Annotated in this window: 16 protein-coding genes; 3 read left to right on the top strand and 13 right to left on the bottom strand. The window is 72.3% G+C overall.

Translation table 11 applies throughout. The features are described from left to right. Positions 1–248: 248 nt before the first annotated feature. The 5 genes from HAV40_RS03220 to HAV40_RS03200 all read right to left on the bottom strand — a co-directional run bounded on the left by HAV40_RS03220 (position 249) and on the right by HAV40_RS03200 (position 4,933). The gene (locus HAV40_RS03220; RefSeq protein ID WP_166378791.1) at positions 249–1,241 is read right to left on the bottom strand and encodes a zinc-dependent alcohol dehydrogenase family protein; all 993 of its coding nucleotides are present in this window, start codon (positions 1,239–1,241) and stop codon (positions 249–251) included. A 70-nt stretch (positions 1,242–1,311) separates the two neighbouring features. After that, entirely contained in the window at positions 1,312–2,259 is a 948-nt protein-coding gene (locus HAV40_RS03215) for an SLAC1 family transporter (protein ID WP_166378789.1), read from the bottom strand. Positions 2,260–2,376: 117 nt separating this feature from the next. Then, on the bottom strand, positions 2,377–3,066 hold the full coding sequence (locus tag HAV40_RS03210) for a GNAT family N-acetyltransferase (protein WP_166378787.1): 690 nt from the start codon (positions 3,064–3,066) through the stop codon (positions 2,377–2,379). Between the two features lie 116 nt (positions 3,067–3,182). Then, a complete protein-coding gene (locus tag HAV40_RS03205; protein WP_166378785.1) occupies positions 3,183–3,836 on the bottom strand; it encodes a response regulator transcription factor in 654 nt (217 codons plus the stop codon). Further along, positions 3,833–4,933 (bottom strand): sensor histidine kinase, encoded by a 1,101-nt coding sequence (locus tag HAV40_RS03200; protein WP_166378783.1) that lies wholly within the window; start codon positions 4,931–4,933, stop codon positions 3,833–3,835. The genes HAV40_RS03205 and HAV40_RS03200 overlap by 4 nt, the downstream gene beginning before the upstream one ends. A 108-nt stretch (positions 4,934–5,041) precedes the next feature. On the opposite strand from HAV40_RS03200, the gene HAV40_RS03195 reads away from it, so the two are divergent. After that, the gene (locus tag HAV40_RS03195) at positions 5,042–5,440 is read left to right on the top strand and encodes a DUF6069 family protein (RefSeq protein WP_166378781.1); all 399 of its coding nucleotides are present in this window, start codon (positions 5,042–5,044) and stop codon (positions 5,438–5,440) included. A 51-nt stretch (positions 5,441–5,491) separates the two neighbouring features. Here HAV40_RS03195 and HAV40_RS03190 read toward each other — a convergent pair whose 3' ends face one another. The 8 genes from HAV40_RS03190 to HAV40_RS03155 all read right to left on the bottom strand — a co-directional run bounded on the left by HAV40_RS03190 (position 5,492) and on the right by HAV40_RS03155 (position 10,963). Further along, complete coding sequence (locus HAV40_RS03190) at positions 5,492–6,826, bottom strand: FAD-dependent oxidoreductase (protein ID WP_166378779.1); 1,335 nt, start codon at positions 6,824–6,826, stop codon at positions 5,492–5,494. 175 nt (positions 6,827–7,001) lie between these two features. Further along, complete coding sequence (locus HAV40_RS03185; protein ID WP_166378777.1) at positions 7,002–7,421, bottom strand: cupin domain-containing protein; 420 nt, start codon at positions 7,419–7,421, stop codon at positions 7,002–7,004. Between the two features lie 93 nt (positions 7,422–7,514). Further along, positions 7,515–7,814: a helix-turn-helix transcriptional regulator gene (locus tag HAV40_RS03180; protein WP_239086690.1), complete on the bottom strand. Its 300-nt coding sequence runs from the start codon at positions 7,812–7,814 to the stop codon at positions 7,515–7,517. Then, on the bottom strand, positions 7,715–8,140 hold the full coding sequence (locus HAV40_RS03175; protein WP_166378775.1) for a hypothetical protein: 426 nt from the start codon (positions 8,138–8,140) through the stop codon (positions 7,715–7,717). The genes HAV40_RS03180 and HAV40_RS03175 overlap by 100 nt, the downstream gene beginning before the upstream one ends. 41 nt (positions 8,141–8,181) lie before the next feature. Next, a complete protein-coding gene (locus HAV40_RS03170; RefSeq protein ID WP_166378773.1) occupies positions 8,182–9,354 on the bottom strand; it encodes a carboxylate-amine ligase in 1,173 nt (390 codons plus the stop codon). 110 nt (positions 9,355–9,464) lie between these two features. Further along, positions 9,465–9,710, bottom strand: a complete 246-nt coding sequence (locus tag HAV40_RS03165; RefSeq protein ID WP_166378771.1) for a CDGSH iron-sulfur domain-containing protein — start codon at positions 9,708–9,710, stop codon at positions 9,465–9,467. After that, entirely contained in the window at positions 9,707–10,735 is a 1,029-nt protein-coding gene (locus HAV40_RS03160; RefSeq protein ID WP_166378769.1) for an iron-containing redox enzyme family protein, read from the bottom strand. The genes HAV40_RS03165 and HAV40_RS03160 overlap by 4 nt, the downstream gene beginning before the upstream one ends. A 72-nt stretch (positions 10,736–10,807) precedes the next feature. Next, positions 10,808–10,963 (bottom strand): hypothetical protein, encoded by a 156-nt coding sequence (locus HAV40_RS03155; RefSeq protein WP_166378767.1) that lies wholly within the window; start codon positions 10,961–10,963, stop codon positions 10,808–10,810. Positions 10,964–11,135: 172 nt separating this feature from the next. On the opposite strand from HAV40_RS03155, the gene HAV40_RS03150 reads away from it, so the two are divergent. Both HAV40_RS03150 and HAV40_RS03145 read left to right on the top strand, forming a co-directional pair. Next, complete coding sequence (locus tag HAV40_RS03150; protein WP_166378765.1) at positions 11,136–11,921, top strand: AfsR/SARP family transcriptional regulator; 786 nt, start codon at positions 11,136–11,138, stop codon at positions 11,919–11,921. A 69-nt stretch (positions 11,922–11,990) separates the two neighbouring features. After that, positions 11,991–15,245: a type 2 lanthipeptide synthetase LanM family protein gene (locus HAV40_RS03145; protein WP_166378763.1), complete on the top strand. Its 3,255-nt coding sequence runs from the start codon at positions 11,991–11,993 to the stop codon at positions 15,243–15,245. Positions 15,246–15,299: the final 54 nt, after the last annotated feature.

Below are 15,299 nucleotides of genomic sequence, written 5' to 3'. Positions count from 1 at the left end.
CAACCCGGTGACGCTGCGACGTCCACAGGTCCGTGCGCTGACGTTGCCGTCACCGTTGCCCTCAACAACGCCAAAAGCGCCCACAGTCGAGAAGTCCCGAACTCGTCAGCGCTGGTAGACGGCCTGACTGCCATGGAAATGGGTGGTCATCCGAGCAATGCGCTCACACGTACTATGTGATCGCCGCCTGTCGTGGCCGGCTTCCTGGCGGCACGGTCGGGCGCGGGCAATGAGCCTGGCGGACGGGTTCAGGCCGGTTCGCCGACGTCCACGACTACCTTGCCGGTGGTGGCGCCGGAGGTGAGCGCCGCATGGGCCTCGGCCACGCTGTCCAGGGTGAACCGGCGAGGATCCAGCAGCGGCACGATGTCACCGGCGTCGGCCAGGGCGGCGACTTCGCGCAGAATCCGGCCGTGGTGTTCACGCCCACGGCCGGTGAGCATCGGCAGCAGCGTGAACACCCCGGAGTAGGTCGCCCCGCGGAAGGACAGCGGGGCCAGCGAGTGCGTGCCCCAGCCGAGTGCGCTGACGACATGGCCGGTGTGGAAACGCGCGGCCGCGAAGGACGCGTCGAGCGTGGACCCGCCCACGGTGTCGACGATGATGTCGAAGCCCTCACCGCCGGTGTGCTGCTCCACGTATTCGTCGACGGAGGCGCTCGTGTAGTCGATAGGCGTCGCGCCCAGTTCCTCGATTGCCTTGAGGCTGCGCGGTGAGCCCGTCGCGTAGACGCGGGCACCGCGTGCGCGGGCTATCTGCACGGCCGCGGAGCCGACGCCGCCCGCGCCGCCGTGGACGAGGACCTGCTGACCGGCCCGCACCCCGGCGCGGTCGACGAGCCCTTCCCAGGCCGTGATGACGGCCAGCGGCAGGGCGGCGGCCTGCCGCATGGACAGCGACCTCGGCTTGGGTGCCAGCAGCCGCGCGTCCACGGCCGCGTACTCGGCCAGCGAACCCTGCAGATCGCCTACGCCGCCGGTGAGCCCGTAGACCTCGTCACCCGGCTGGAAACCGGCCGCGCCGCTGCCTACCGCCTGGACGATCCCGGCGAGGTCGAGACCGAGCACCGCGGGCAGGACCGTCCTTGTGTGGCCCGCCCCGCCCGCCTGGATCTTGGCGTCGAGCGGGTTGACGCCGCTGGCCGCTACCCGCACCAGGACCTGGCCCGGTCCGGCGACCGGCTTGTCGATCTCGGTTACCGCCAGCGGCTCGCCGAACGCCCGCAACACCACCGCACGCATCTGCCTGTCTCCTCGCCTGGTGTGATCGGTGCGTCGACGTGATCCGTCCGTTGCAACGGGTGTCGGGCCGTCACGGCGGTGGAAAGTACTTGCCTTGTGCCAGCGCACGTACCGAACGGATGGCGATAGCCGCGATCAGGCCGGTCAGGGCCAGCACGAGGACCCAGGCGAGGGCCGCTCGGCCGGGCAGGGCGGTGTACTGCAGCCAGCGCAGGGCCACCAGCACGACCGCGGCGTACGAGAACGAGAACGCCCAGAAGGTGGGGCTGAACGGGGTGCGCGCGTAGACCGGGATCAGGCGAAATTGGACCAGGACCATCAGTGTCGCGTACCCGGCGAGCACGTACGCGACGATGCTGGGCCCAGGGGTGAGCGCGAACCAGGCCAGCCCCGCGACGGGACCGGGCGCTGCCTCGATGGCCAGCGTCGGGATGAGCGCGGGCGGCAGCGAGGGCCGGAAGAACAGGCGCTGCAGCAGCAGTGAACCGATCATCAGCCAGCACACGATGCCGATGCCGAAGCAGAACCGGCCCAGCGTGGGCTGGCCGACCACGCTCGCGGCCGTCGAGGCGAGCAGCCCACCGGCGACGGTCGGCAGCAGGTAGCCGGGGTGCAGTTTGTCCTGGTCGAGGTCGCCGACGATCCATTGCCCGGTAAGCCACCCGCCGAACCCGATGATCACCACGATCGCCCCGTAGACGATGATCCGGGCGGCCTGCGGCAGGTACGGGTACAGGCCGACCCCGAGTTGCAGCGCCACGATCGGGATGAGGCTGACGAAGGGGCTGAGCACCGCGTCGCGCAGGTCCATGCCCAGCCGTCCCGGCGTGGTGAGCGCGCGGGCGGTGTATCCGGCCAGCATCACCACCCACACCACCGCGGCGAGCAGCCACAGCACGTCGGCGATCACTCTGGGCGCGCCGGCCAGCGTGGCCAGGACCTGCCAGCATCCCGCCAGGCCGGTGAGCCCGAACGGGGCGGCGAAGAAGTTCGGCGGTGTCCTGCGCAGTGCCCGCACCGTGACCTCCCTCCACCGTGGCTTACCTGCGCCGATGGCGCGGTCGGCCGAGGGCTTTCTCAGTCGTAACACAGGGCGGGGCTGTCGCGGGACGAGTGCCGGTGATTGCCCGCCGGGTCAGCCGGGCTCGTCGACGTACGCCGCCGCGATCTCGGACCGGACACTCCAGCCGAGCGAGCTGTACAGCCGTCTGCCGTCGTCGGTGGCTACGAGCAGGCCGGTGCTCATGCCGTTGCGCGCGGCGTGGTCGCTCAGTGCCCGCATGACGGCGGTGCCCAGGCCGCGCCGCTGATGTGGCGGCGCGGTCTCCACCCGGTCGATGATGCCGAACTCGCCCGCGCGGGCCAGGCGTCCGGAGGCCGCCGTGTCGCCCGCGCCGTCGACGACGGTCGCCACGACGACGTCACCGGCCGTCGTCACCCGCATGGCGTAGGGGGCTTGGACATCGGCGGCACCGGCGGTGAACGGGGTGCTCATCAGGTGGCCGGTGTCGGCCAGGGTCCAGCGGGGCGGCAGGGCGCCGCGCAGATCGGCGGAGCGGCCGCTGATCTTGATCCAGGTTCCCGGTGCGGCGATCCGCCGGCCGTAGGCCGCCAGCAGCGCGCCGTCCCAGGTGTGCAGCACGTAGCGCACCCGATGACCGGGCAGCCCCACGTCGGCCCGGAAGCCGCCGGGGACGCTGACGAGGCGAGGTACGCCACGGGATCGGGCCCAGCCGCGCCCCCATGCCGTGACCAGATCGGGCAGGGCGTCGAGGGGTTGCGTCGAGGTGCTTTCGGTGTGCGCGGGTGTGTCGAAGTCGTCCATCAGCACCGAGCTTATTGCAAGTCGTTGGCAATAACGTAGTCGGTGAGTCGGAGATCCGAGCCTCGACCGGATCGAGACTTCTGGTCGACTTCGCTCTGGAAGTGGAGCGGAGCAGGTCAGACGAGTCCGGCGTCGTGGGCGAGCATCGCGATCTGGGTGCGGTTGTCCACGTCGAGCTTGACGAAGATGTGCGACAGGTGTGCCTTGACCGTCGCCAGCGTCATGCCGAGCGTGGCCCCGATCTCGGCGTTCGGCTTGCCCGCCGCCACCGCCGCCGCGACCTCGTACTCGCGGGGCGTCAGCCTGCCGAGCGCGGCACGGGCCCGTTCGTACGCCCCGTCGTCGGCGACCACCCGCGCCATCAGCCGCCGCGTCACCGCAGGGGACAGGAACGGATCTCCCGAGTGCACCTGCCTGATCGCCTCCACGATCCGGCCCGGCGGGGTGTCCTTGAGCAGGAAGCCGCTCGCCCCGGCGCGCAGCGCCCGGATCACGTGCTCGTCGGCGTCGAAGGTGGTCAGGACGATGACCTCGGGGGGATGCGGCCTGGCCCGCACCCGGCGGGTGGCGGCGATGCCGTCGACGCCCGGCATCCGCAGGTCCATCAGCACGACGTCGACGCCGTGCCGGTCGAGCAGCCCCGGCACGGCCGCGCCGTCGCCCGCCTCACCGACCACGGTGATGCCGCCGGTCCCGTCGAGCATCATCGTCAGACCGGCCCGGACCAGTGCGTCGTCATCGACGATCACGACACGCACGGGTCCGCTCATGCCGGTAACGGTAGCCATACCCGTAACCGGAACTCGCAGCCGTCGGTGTCGTGCTGCAAGCGCCCACCCGCGAGCCGCACCCGCTCAGCCAGCCCGGCCAGGCCCGCACCGGCACCGGCCATCCCGGCGGGCGCGGCCAGGGCGTTGCGCACCTCGATCACGAGGCTGCCGCCGGGCTCGCCGCTGAGCGCCACCGCGACCGGCTCGCCCGGCGCGTGCTTGCGGGCATTGGTGACCGCCTCCTGCAGCACCCGGTAGGCGGCCCTGCCGGCCGTAGGCGGCACCGCGGCGGCGACCCGGCCGTCCACGCGCACCACCTGGCCCACCCGTGTCCAGTCGGCGACCAGTGCGGGCAGGTCGTCGAGGGTGGGCGCGGGCAGGTCCTCCTCGGTCGCGTCGCGAAGCAGCGTGATCACCTCCCGGAGCTCGTCGAGCGCCTGGTGGACGCCTTCGCGGACCACCCCGGCGGCCTCGGCGATCCGCTGCGGCGGCAGATCCGGCCGGTATTCCAGAGCCCCGGCGTAGGTGGCGACCAGGGACAGCCGGTGGGCGAGCACGTCGTGCATCTCGCGGGCGATCCGGGCCCGCTCGCCCGCGCGGGCCTCCGCGACCCGGCGTTCCTGCTCCTGCTCCAGTTGTCGGGTGCGCTCGCGCAGGGACGCGATCAGCGCCGCGCGTGCCCGCCACCACGCGCCCCAACCGGCCAGGGCGGCGTACGCCGCGCACATCAGCAGCAGCCACCAGCCGTAGGACAGGCCGTGCTGGGCTCGCCACCAGCCCTGCACGGCATGTGCGGCGACGCCCAGCAGTGCGATCCGTGCGGCCGTGCCGAACGGCCGCAGGCGCGCGGTGACCAGGCTGCCCATGGTCGCCGCGGGTGTGGCCACCGGCGACAGCGCGGCGAGCACGTTCACCACGATGGCACCGGCGACCGGACGGCGCAGCAGGATCGGGGCCATCGCCACGGCGACCACGGACGTGGCCACGTCGAGAAGCAGATACCGGCCGCCCGCGCCCCACAGCGCCACTGCGGTGAGCACGGTCACCCCGACCGTGGCCGCGGCGGCGGCAGCTGGCGGGGGAGCGGGGCTGGTCACGGGCCCAGGTTAGGCGCGGGTGGCGGTCGCCGGCCACTGACTAAAGTCGTACGCCGTGCTCGTGGGCGGCCGATGCGGTGTCCTGCCGTCGCGCCAGACCATGAGTGCATGAATGCATCGAGCAATGTGGTACAGCGCGGTTCGATCGTCGCCGCTTCCGTCATCACCGCGACCCTCACCTGGTATTTCATGCACGAGATCGCCGATGTCGCGCTGGCCGTGCGCAGTGGCGGGACCGTGCGCGACATCGGGGTCGGCGCTGTCGCGGTGACCGCCGCGCTGGCCGCGCTGGCCGGCTGGGGACTGCTCGCCCTGCTGGAACGGCGGGCCTCCCGGCCACGGCGCACCTGGACCGTCATCGCCGTGATCGTGTTCGCGGTGTCGCTGCTCGGCGCGGCGAGCGGCGCCAGCGCGGCCGCGCAGGGCTCCATCCTGGGCCTGCACTCGGTGGTGGCGGCGGTCGTCATCGCGGGCCTGGGCCGCACCGCCGCTCCCGACCGCCGATGACCACGTTGAAGGGGGCGGCTCCGGCGATCCGGTGCCGTCCCCTTCAACGTTCTACCTGGCCGCGCTCGGTGCGGAACCGCGCAGCATCGCCCGCAGCACGAACGCCGGGCTCATCAGCGAATTGGGGTGGGCGAGCATCATGGTGACCAGGCCCAGTTTGTGGTTGACGGCGTCGTCGGTGATCGAGGCGCGGGCGATACGGCCGCTGATCCTGCTGATCAGCGCGTAGCCGGGCGGGTAGGGGCCGTCCACGTGGGCGAGGCCGAGGTCGGACAGGGTCGAGGTCTGCCAGGCCGCGTCGACGACCACCCGTACCAGCTCGAAGTAGCGCCGGGCGGGCCGGTCCAGGTCCGGGTCGGCGCGCAGGTACGCGGACAGGCACGAGGCGTGCAGCGCCGCCGACGTCATGCCCTGGCCGTAGATCGGGTTGAACGAGGCGACCGCGTCCCCGGCCGCGACGAGTCCGGCGGGCAGGTGCTTGGCCTGGTGGAAGTCGCGGCGGCGGCTGTCGGCCTGGTGGTAGGTGATGACCGGGCCGATCATCTCGCAGCCGGTGGCGACCTCGCCGAACTTCGCCGGGAACTGCTCGACGCAGCGCTTGACGAACTCCTCGGGGTCGCGGCTGGGCCGGTCGTCGGCGTACCCGGCGATCAGGACCATCCACCGGTCGCCCTCGACCGGGTTGACGCCGCCGATGCGCGGCACGCCGCCGCTGCCGTCGTCGAACGCGATGCTGCCCCAGGTGTCACCCATGTTCGGGTCGCGGCGGAACATGGCGGTGGCGTAGTTGAGCTTGATGCCCATGCGCTGCATCGGCGGGCGGTCGAAGCCGTGGTCGGCGAGCCAGTCGCTGAGCCGGCTGGACCGGCCCATCGCGTCGACGACCATCCCGGCGCTGATCTCGGCCGCGCCGTCGTCGCCGACGTAGCGGGCGCCGACGACGCGCTCGCCCTCGACGATCAGGCCCTCGGCCCGGCCGGTGACGACCCGTATGTTGGGTACGGCCAGGGTGCGGCTGCGGATCAGGTTCTCCAGGAACGGGCGTGTGCTGACCAGGCCGGGCTGCTCCAGCCGGATCGGCTTCGCGGTGCGCAGCGCGCCGTTCATGATGAACTCGAACGAGCCGAACGGCGGCACTACCGCGCCCGCGGCGATGGCCTCCGCGATGAAACCGGGGAACCACCGCTCGAACTGCTGCTGTCCGGCGGGCAGCAGCCCGTGCACCTGGCTGCCCTGGGGCACACCGGGCCGGGGTCCGTCGCCGGAGTCCGGGGCGTCGCGTTCGATGATCACGACCTCGTCGGCGTGGTCGCTGAGCACCCGCGCGGCCATCAGCCCGGCGACGCTGCCGCCGAGCACCACGGCACGCGGCATCAGCCGTCGCATGCCTACGGGCGGCACCTCGGTGCGGATCTCATCAAAGGTCCGGGTCGTTGACAAGTCTGCCCCCAGGTGTGCCGAGGGCTCCACATCGGCCGCTCGCTGTCGGCCAAGATATCTCGATCAACGCGAACATCCAAAGATCGAACAGAGCCGCGCCGACCGGCCGCCGGATGAAGCCTCAGGTGCTGCGAGGATCGTTGCGCGGGTCGACGTAGTCCAGGGAGATCGGGCCGATCGCGGTCACCTGCGTCACGTACTCGCCGGATCTCGCCCAGTGGAAGTGAGGTGTTCCACCGGGCAGCACGATGACCGCGCCCGGCGGGTACGCCTCCAGCTTGTCCTCGTCGAACACGTCGCCGCGGCCGATGTAGAAGACACCGGAGATGACGGTGTACACCCGGTCCTCATGGTGCCGGTGCGGCATCAGCCGCTCACCCGCGGGCAGTTTGACCCGGACCACGTAGGGCGCGGGCTCGGCCGGTCTGCCCACCATCACGGCGAGGCGGGCGGCGGGCGGGAACGCCGGAAACGGCTGCCAGTCGATGTTCTCCTGCAGCACCGACCGGAAGACGTCCTGGTCGACGTGGTGAGTGCTCATCCGCGCGGCCTTCCCCGTCGATCATTGAATCGGCGCAAAATACTCCACCTGCGCATCGTATCCGTCGCGGCGGCGCGGGACCGGGGGATGGGATCAGGCCGGATCCGCCGGTTCGCGCAGGAAGATGTCCTCGATGGCCAGGCCGAAGACGTCCGAGATGGTGAACGCCAGGGGCAGGCCGGGGTCGTAGCGCTCGGTCTCGATGGCGTTGATGGCCTGCCGGGCGACCTGGCACCGGTCGGCCAGGTCGGCCTGGCTCCAAGCTGACAGGTCATGCCGTCGGTGATCAGGGGTCAGGCGTTCGGGTCGGGCTCGCCGAACGGCTCGCCCGTGCCGTCCCAGCCGTTGCAGCCCTGCTGGGTGAGCTGCCCGTCGGCGTAAGTGTAGGACCACCGCCCGCCGTCCTCACCTTCGATGTGTACGGCACCCGTCAGCACGAACGGCGCGATCGCTACGTAGAACGCTGTCGCCTGCTCCGACCACTTCGGGTCGCCTTCGTCGTCGTGTCCGAACGTGATCCGGTCGCCGTCACGCTTGATCGAGGCACCGGCGTAGCCTGCGATGTCGGACAGCGTCTCGCCGGGCACGTACGTGGCCGCCGAATCCGGTTTGTACCAGCCACGCCGACCACTCCACGCGGCCTTCACCGCGGCGACGGCCGCGGCGTCCAGTTCTTCGGGCAGGTCGACCTGCCCGGACGGGTGCACGGAATATCCCACACGGCCACGCTAGGCCATGTCGGCGAACACGTCCCGCCCGCTCAGCTCTGGTACACCAGGTCGCTGGCGGACTCGTCGCCGGTCGTCTGTCCGGCGAGGTAGCGCAACACGTCCTGGATGTCGCCGGAGCGGCGGTGGATCCGTCGTTGGCGCTCAGCGCCACTGCCCTCGGTGCGCAGGCGCGCCATACCGGCGTCCACCGTCTGCAGGTCGCCATCGCGGTTCAGCGCCGGGCTGACGTATCGCAGCAGTTCGTCTACGAGATCCCAGGCGGGCCGGAGCTGTCCCGTCGCCGGGTCCAGGAGGCGGCCTTCCAACCCATCGCGGGCGGCCCGCCAGTGCGCGGCGGTCAAGCCGGCTCCCCGCAGGCGCGGCGCGGGCAGGCCCGTGCGGATGTCGTCGATCACCGTGGTGACCAGAGCGCGAACCAGCCCGGCCACGACGACCGCGTCCTCGACGGTCGGGGCCACGTCGGCGACCCTCACCTCGACGGTGGGATAACGTGCCGAGGGCCGGGCGTACCAGAGCACCATCCCCACATCCAGCATCACCCCCGCCGTGATCAGCTGCTGCACGGTGCGGTCGTACTCGGCCGCGCTGGCGAAGTACGGCGACGGGCCGAGGCTGGGCCAGCGTTCCATCTGGATCGACCGCCAGCTCGCGTATCCGGTGTCGCGCCCCAGGTGGAACGGCGAGTTCGCGGCGATCGCCTGGATGACTGGCAGCCAGGGCCGCAGATGGTTGCACACCTGCACGGCGAGCTCGCGATCGGGCACGCCCACGTGGACGTGGCATCCGCACAGGGCCGGATCGAGGGCCACGGGCCCGAACCGCTCGATGATCCGCTCGTATCGCGCGGCGGCGGGCCGGTCGATGGCCGCTTCCCGCACGGGCGTGGCTCCGATCGCCACCAGTCGCGCTCCGCTCGAGGCCCCGGCGGCGGCCACGGCCGCACGGGCTGAGGCGAGATGGTCGCGCAGTCGCGTGAGGTCGGTGCACACCGGGGTCGCCATCTCGACCATGCTCTGCCGGAACTCGTGGCGACTCTGCTCCAGCGCCGGGCCGGTCAGCCGCGCCAGTACGTCGTCAGCCACCGGCAGATTCTCGCCGGTGCGGGTGTCGAGCAGCAGGAACTCCTCCTCGACGCCGAAGGTCCGGGGGCCGGGGTCAGCGGTGGCCACCCCGCGTTCGGCGCTGTCGAAGCCCGCATCCATATTGTTCCGCCCCTCTGGCGTTCGGGAGACACCTGCCGGGCGCTGCGGCCGTCAGGCCGCCGGGTGAACGCCGGCCGGTGGTCGTAGGTGGTCGGGCATCGCGGCCGGTGTCAGTCGGTCTCCGGGTCGAGGCGGCTGTTCTGCCGGCCGGCGGGAGCGTGGAAGTCGATCAGTTTGTGGGTGCCGTCGCAGAACGGCTTGACCCGCGAACGTCCGCAGCGGCACAGTGCGACCGTCGGCCTGCCGGGCTCGATGCGCTCGCCGTCGGGGGTGACGATCTCGAAGTCGCCGCGCAGCAGCAGCGGACCGTCCTCGTAGGGTGTGATGGTCGCCGCAGGGCGGTGTTGGTCGGTCATGACGCGACTCCTGCCAGCTGGTCCGTCTGTGCCGGGCGGCCCTGCCCGGATACCTCGCGCAGTGAGCTGCGGCCGGCGGCCCAGCTGTCGAGCAGGTGCGCGCTGGCCCGGCCGCCGAGCGCCTCGGACGCGGCGGCGCCGAACAGCACGTCGGCGGCCAGTTCGGGATGTTCGGCGACCAGTGAGCCGCACATGTCGTGGGCGGCGATCTGCTCGTGCACGGCGTCGGCTTCGACGTGCTCGTCGTAGAACAGGGTCGCGTGCTCGTCGCCGCCGAGGCGGCGCAGACCGTTGCCGTAGCGGCTGTTGGGCAGGCTGGACGACATCTCGAACGCGGCGAGCTGCCCGACGAGCGCGCCCCGCAGCCGCCGGTGCAGGGCGAACATCGACAGCATGTTGGTCACGGCGAGCGTGACCGCGGGCAGCCGGTCGAGGTAGGCGCCGTACGCGGTGTTCAGGCCGAGGCAGCCCATGGTGGTGCGGAACAGTTCGGCGTGCATCCGGGCGAGCCGCCCCGAGCCGTACTCGTCGATCTGGATCTCGATGAGTGCGGCCTTGGCGCGCCCGGTCAGCCGGGGGATGGCGAAGGTGTGCGGATCGGCCTCTTTGAGCTGGTACAGCGACCGGTGTACGACGAACTCCCGAAACTGCTCGATGGTGGCGTTCGACTGGATGTAGCGCGCCAGCGACGGGCCGTCCTGCTCGGCGGTCAGCGCGGTCAGCGCCGCAGGGATCTCGGCGGCGCCGACGGCCGGTTGCGGCCCGGTGAGCTGCCGCAGGGCGGTCTCGAAGACGTATTCGATCTCGCCGCGCAGGGCCAGCAGGCCGGGATGCCACTCCCACCGGTCGTCCACGCCGTCGAACCCGCTGTAGTGCAGCTCGTAGCAGACGGCCAGGGCCAGCTGCAGGTCCTCGTCGGCCAGCGGGTCGGTGACCTCCGGAAGCCGCGCGACCTCGAACCGCCCGGACATGAGCGCTTCGATCACGGCCGCAGAAAGGTCACCTCGCGCCTCGGGAAGTCTCATACGCCACTCCTGCCCCTGCGTTGACCTGCCGCTTGCGGCCGGACTGCTTGTATTACCGCGTGAAGCCGCATGTCAAACCGCTTCCGCTGCCGTGATCGCGAGGATTTCCGGTCCGCTCACTTCGCCGACGGGGTCCGGCACGGCCTGCTCGCCCGCCACGGTGAGCAGGACAAGCCCGGCTGGATCCGGCTGCGGGCTGATCGAGTCACGCAGGCGATCGGCCGGCATCGACCTGGCGTGAAGTCTCGGGCCGTCTCGTGCAGCCGTTGTGCACCAGTTGTATGCCGCCCGCAGTACGATCCGGCGTCCGATGATCAAATGGGGTTTGTCCTGGTTGCAGGGTTTCCGGCCGGTGGAGGGAGTCCACAGTGAACAGTTCGGTCGCAGGTGGTGTGACGCCGTGACATGCGTGCGGTTCTTCGCCCTGGGCCCACTGCACGCCGAGGTCGCCGGGCAGTGGCTGGACCTCGGCCCGGTGCGGCAGCAGGCCGTGTTCGCCACGCTGCTGTTCAACGTCGACCGGGTGGTCACCCCGGCGTCGATCCTGCACGGCGTGTGGGGCGCGGAGGTTCCCGCGACCGGCACAAAGCTGATCCCTCCCTACATCTACCGGCTGCGGCGCACGCTCGACGCGGCCGGGGACGCCGGTGACGGCCCGGCGATCGAGACACTGCGGATCGGATACCGGCTGCGGCTCGGCTCTGCCGGGACCGACGTCGCCGACTTCGACGACGCGGTCGACCGGGCCGCGGCGGCCGAGGCCTGCGGCGACCTCGCCGGTGCCGTCGCCCTGCTGGCCGAGGCGGAGAAGAGCTGGGTCGGTGAGCCGCTGGCCGGGCTGCCCGGCCCGTACGCGCAGAGCCGCCGCCAGCACCTGCTGGAACGCCGGGTCGTCAGCGTCGAGCACCGGCTGGAACTGCAGCTGCGGCTGGGTCACGGCTACGCGGCGCTGCCCGTGCTGACGGCGCTGCGGGCGGAGTTCCCGCTGCGTGAACACGTGGCGATCATGCTGATGACCGCGCTCTACCAGACCGGCCGGCACGCCGAGGCGATGGACGTGTTCAGCGCGTTCCGGGCCCAGCTGGCAGCCGAGCTGGGCGTCGAGCCGACACCGGCCCTGGCGGAGGCGTACATCGGCATGCTGCGCGGCGAACTCGGCCTGCCTCCGGCCCCGCACGGCCGCTGACGACCGGGCCGCATCCGGGCGGCCACCACCACGTGACGCGCGGCCCGGCCGCGCAGTGAGGCGGAACAGATGGACGAGGCCCCTGCCCCGGTGCAGCCGGGGGATGCCGCCTGGTATCTGGGCTACGGCCTGCGGGAACGGCTGACCGGCCGGGAACCGGGCGGCCCGGTGGATGAGGACCTGGGCAGGCTGCGGCTCAAGATGTGGCGCGGCGAGCCCGTGCACGCCCGGCGGCCCGACCGGTACGCCCAGCACCTGGCCGAGCACGGCCTCGACGAGGCGCTGCTGGAACGGCTGCTGGGCGAGCGGCCCGAGACGGTACGCGCGCGGTTCGCCGCCGAGCCCGGCTTCGCCCGGCGGCTCGTGGACGCCTGGCAGCAGGCCGACGACCCGGCCGAGCACGGCGCGGACGCGATGGGGTTCGCCTGCGTCGTCGGCCCGCTGATCGCGGCAGGCGTCGCCCGGCTGCGTGCCGAGCTCGGCACGCTGCTCGACGGCCATCGGCGGCTGACCGTCGAGGCGCTGGCCGGTCAGCTGGGCAACGGCCCGGTCGACACCGTCAACCAGCTGGCCGCCCGGACCATGGTCCTGGAACTCAACGTGCACCGCATCCGCGGGGACCTGTCCGGCGACGGGCCGCACGAGCGTTTCCACCACTTCCTGCACCGCCTGCGGCAGCCGCAGCACGCGCTGGGCCTGCTGAGCGAGTACCCGGTGCTGGCCCGTGACCTGGTGCGGGCCGTCGACGACTGGGTGGCCAGCCGCCTGGAGTTCGCGCAGCGGCTCGTGGCCGACTACGCCGAACTGGCAGAACGGTGCGGCGGCCCGGACGCGCTCGGCGACGTCGCCGAGGTCGGCTTCGGGGCGGGCGACAGCCACCGCGGCGGGCGTTCGGTGGCGGCGGTGCGGTTCACGACCGGTGCCAAGGTGATGTACAAACCGCGGCGGCTGCAGGTCGACGGCCACTTCCAGGAGCTGCTGACCTGGCTCAACCGGCGCGGCGAGCATCCGCCGCTGCGCCGGTTCTGGATCGTCGACCGGGGCGGGTACGGCTGGACGGAGTTCGTCGAGACCCGCCCGTGCCCCGACCGGGGCGCCCTGAGCCGGTTCTACCGCAGGCAGGGTGCGCTGCTGGCGCTGCTGCAGGCGCTGGGCGCGACCGACTTCCACCTGGAGAACGTGATCGCGTCCGGTGAGGACCCGATGCTCATCGACCTGGAGGCGATGCTGCACCACTGGCAGTGGGAGCAGCCGATCGGCGAGCGGGCGGGATACCTGTCCCGGGTCGGGGTCGAGCTGATGCGCCGCTCGGTGACCTCGGTCGGCCTGCTGCCGACACCGGTCGTGTGGACCGAGGACAACCAGGTCAACCAGTTCGACATGAGCGGCATGGGCGGCTCGGGCGGGCAGCTGACCGCCCGGCCCGTGGCCGTGTGGGACGGGCCCGGCACCGACGAGATGCGCCTGGCCCGGCGGCGCGTGGAGCTGCCCGGCTCGGCCAACCTGCCGGCGCTGGGCGAGCAGCGTCCGGACGCGACCGAGTTCGCCGCCGACATCGTCGACGGATACCGCAGCCTCTACCGCACCATCCTGGACCACCGCGACGCGCTGCTGGACCCGGCGGGACCGCTGTACGCGTTCGCCGGCGACGAGGTGCGGGTGGTGCTGCGGGCCACCGAGTCCTACGCCCGGCTGCTCACCGAGGCTCAGCACCCCGATCTGCTACGCGACGCGCTCGACCGGGACCGTTACCTGGAGAACCTGTGGGCGGGCCACGACGGCCGCGCCCACCGCGACGGGCTGATCACCGCCGAGCTGGCGCAGCTGCGCGCCGGGGACGTGCCGATCTTCGCCACGACCCCGTCGTCGACGGACCTGACCGGCGGCGACGGCACCGTCCTGCCCGGCGTGCTGGGCCGCACGGGCCTGGACGCCGTACGCGAGCGGCTGGCGGAGATGTCCGTGGCGCACCTGGACCAGCAGAGCTGGATCATCAAGGCGTCGCTGACGTCGCTGACCATGGGCGATCCGTCGAAGTGGCTGCCACGGGAGCGCCGGGACATCCCGGCCGCCACGCCGTCGGTCACCCCCGCACGTTTCGCCGACGCCGCCCAGCTCATCGGGGACCGGCTGCTGGCGACCGCGCTGACCGACGACGACCGGATCTGCTGGCTCGGCCTGAGCCTGATCGCGGAGAAGGTCTGGACGCTCGGCCCGACGAACATGGACCTCTACAACGGCACCAGCGGCATCGCCCTGTTCCTGGCCCGGCTCGCCCGGACCACCGGCGTCGACCGGTACCGCTCGGCCGCCGACCGCGCGGCCACGATGATGGACCGAGAAGTCCGGGCATGGCTGGCCGAACCCGGTGGCGTGCCCGCCGGTGGCGGCGGCTTCGACCACATCGGCGGCGCGGTGTACGCCCTGAGCCACCTCGCCGCCGTCCTCGACCGCACCGAACTGGCCGACACGGCGACAGGCCTGGCCACGGCCATGGTCGCGCAGACCGCCGACAGCCCCGAGCACGACCTCGTCGCCGGACCCGCCGGCGGCCTGCTCGCGCTGCTGTCCCTGCACCGCGTCACCGGCGACCCGGACCTGCTCACCGGGGCCAGGACGCTGGCCGCGCAGGTCGCCGCCGCGGCCGAGCCGTTCGGCGGCGGGCTCGGCTGGCGCGGGCAGATGCACCCCGACGGTCCGCTGGCCGGATACTCCCACGGCGCCAGCGGCATCGCCACCGCCCTGGCCCGCTGGGACCGGCACACCGGCACCCGCGACCACGCAGGCATCGTCGACGCGGCGCTGCGCTTCGAGCGCGGCGTGTACGACGAGCACCTCGCCAACTGGCGCGACCTGCGCCCGGACGCCGCCGCCGACGCCAACATGGTCGCCTGGTGCCACGGCGCGGCCGGGGTCGCCATGGCCCGCGCCGAACTGCTCGGCTACGCCGGTGACCGGGACCTGGTCCGCGACGACCTGCGGCGGGCGGTGGCCGCGACCCTCGACCCGCGCAACCGGCTGCACAACCACTCGATCTGCCACGGCGACCTCGGCAACGCCGAAGCCGCGCTGGCCGGGGCGCTCGCCCTCGGCGACACCGACGCCGCCGCGCGGGCCGCCGCGATCGCCGCCGGTGCGGTCGTCGAGATCGAGGCAGGTGACTGGCGGTGCGGGGTGCCCCGGGGCGTGGAGACACCGGGCCTGATGAGCGGCCTGGCCGGGATCGGGTACGCGCTGCTGCGCTGGGCCGATCCGGCCGGCGTGCCGTCGGTGCTGGCGATGGAACCCCCGGCCGACCATCGCCGTGCCATCGATCTGCCATAGGCCGCTCCTACGGTTCGCCCCGTGGAGGCCACCCGGTACCCGTGCGACAAGACA

This window comes from Catellatospora methionotrophica (assembly GCF_011297335.1).
In the GTDB taxonomy this organism is placed as follows: domain Bacteria; phylum Actinomycetota; class Actinomycetes; order Mycobacteriales; family Micromonosporaceae; genus Catellatospora; species Catellatospora methionotrophica.
Note: the sequence above shows the minus strand (reverse complement) of the source record. Positions and strands in the feature narration are given on the sequence as shown.

What these genes read in the sequence shown, in the direction of transcription:
- HAV40_RS03220 (WP_166378791.1), bottom strand. Translation starts at nt 1,241, where the DNA reads ATGCGTGCGGTGGTGTTGCGGGCGTTCGGCGAGCCGCTGGCGGTAACC.
- HAV40_RS03210 (WP_166378787.1), bottom strand. Translation starts at nt 3,066, where the DNA reads ATGGACGACTTCGACACACCCGCGCACACCGAAAGCACCTCGACGCAA.
- HAV40_RS03205 (WP_166378785.1), bottom strand. Translation starts at nt 3,836, where the DNA reads ATGAGCGGACCCGTGCGTGTCGTGATCGTCGATGACGACGCACTGGTC.
- HAV40_RS03195 (WP_166378781.1), top strand. Translation starts at nt 5,042, where the DNA reads ATGAATGCATCGAGCAATGTGGTACAGCGCGGTTCGATCGTCGCCGCT.
- HAV40_RS03190 (WP_166378779.1), bottom strand. Translation starts at nt 6,826, where the DNA reads ATGCGACGGCTGATGCCGCGTGCCGTGGTGCTCGGCGGCAGCGTCGCC.
- HAV40_RS03185 (WP_166378777.1), bottom strand. Translation starts at nt 7,421, where the DNA reads ATGAGCACTCACCACGTCGACCAGGACGTCTTCCGGTCGGTGCTGCAG.
- HAV40_RS03170 (WP_166378773.1), bottom strand. Translation starts at nt 9,354, where the DNA reads ATGGATGCGGGCTTCGACAGCGCCGAACGCGGGGTGGCCACCGCTGAC.
- HAV40_RS03165 (WP_166378771.1), bottom strand. Translation starts at nt 9,710, where the DNA reads ATGACCGACCAACACCGCCCTGCGGCGACCATCACACCCTACGAGGAC.
- HAV40_RS03160 (WP_166378769.1), bottom strand. Translation starts at nt 10,735, where the DNA reads ATGAGACTTCCCGAGGCGCGAGGTGACCTTTCTGCGGCCGTGATCGAA.
- HAV40_RS03155 (WP_166378767.1), bottom strand. Translation starts at nt 10,963, where the DNA reads ATGCCGGCCGATCGCCTGCGTGACTCGATCAGCCCGCAGCCGGATCCA.
- HAV40_RS03145 (WP_166378763.1), top strand. Translation starts at nt 11,991, where the DNA reads ATGGACGAGGCCCCTGCCCCGGTGCAGCCGGGGGATGCCGCCTGGTAT.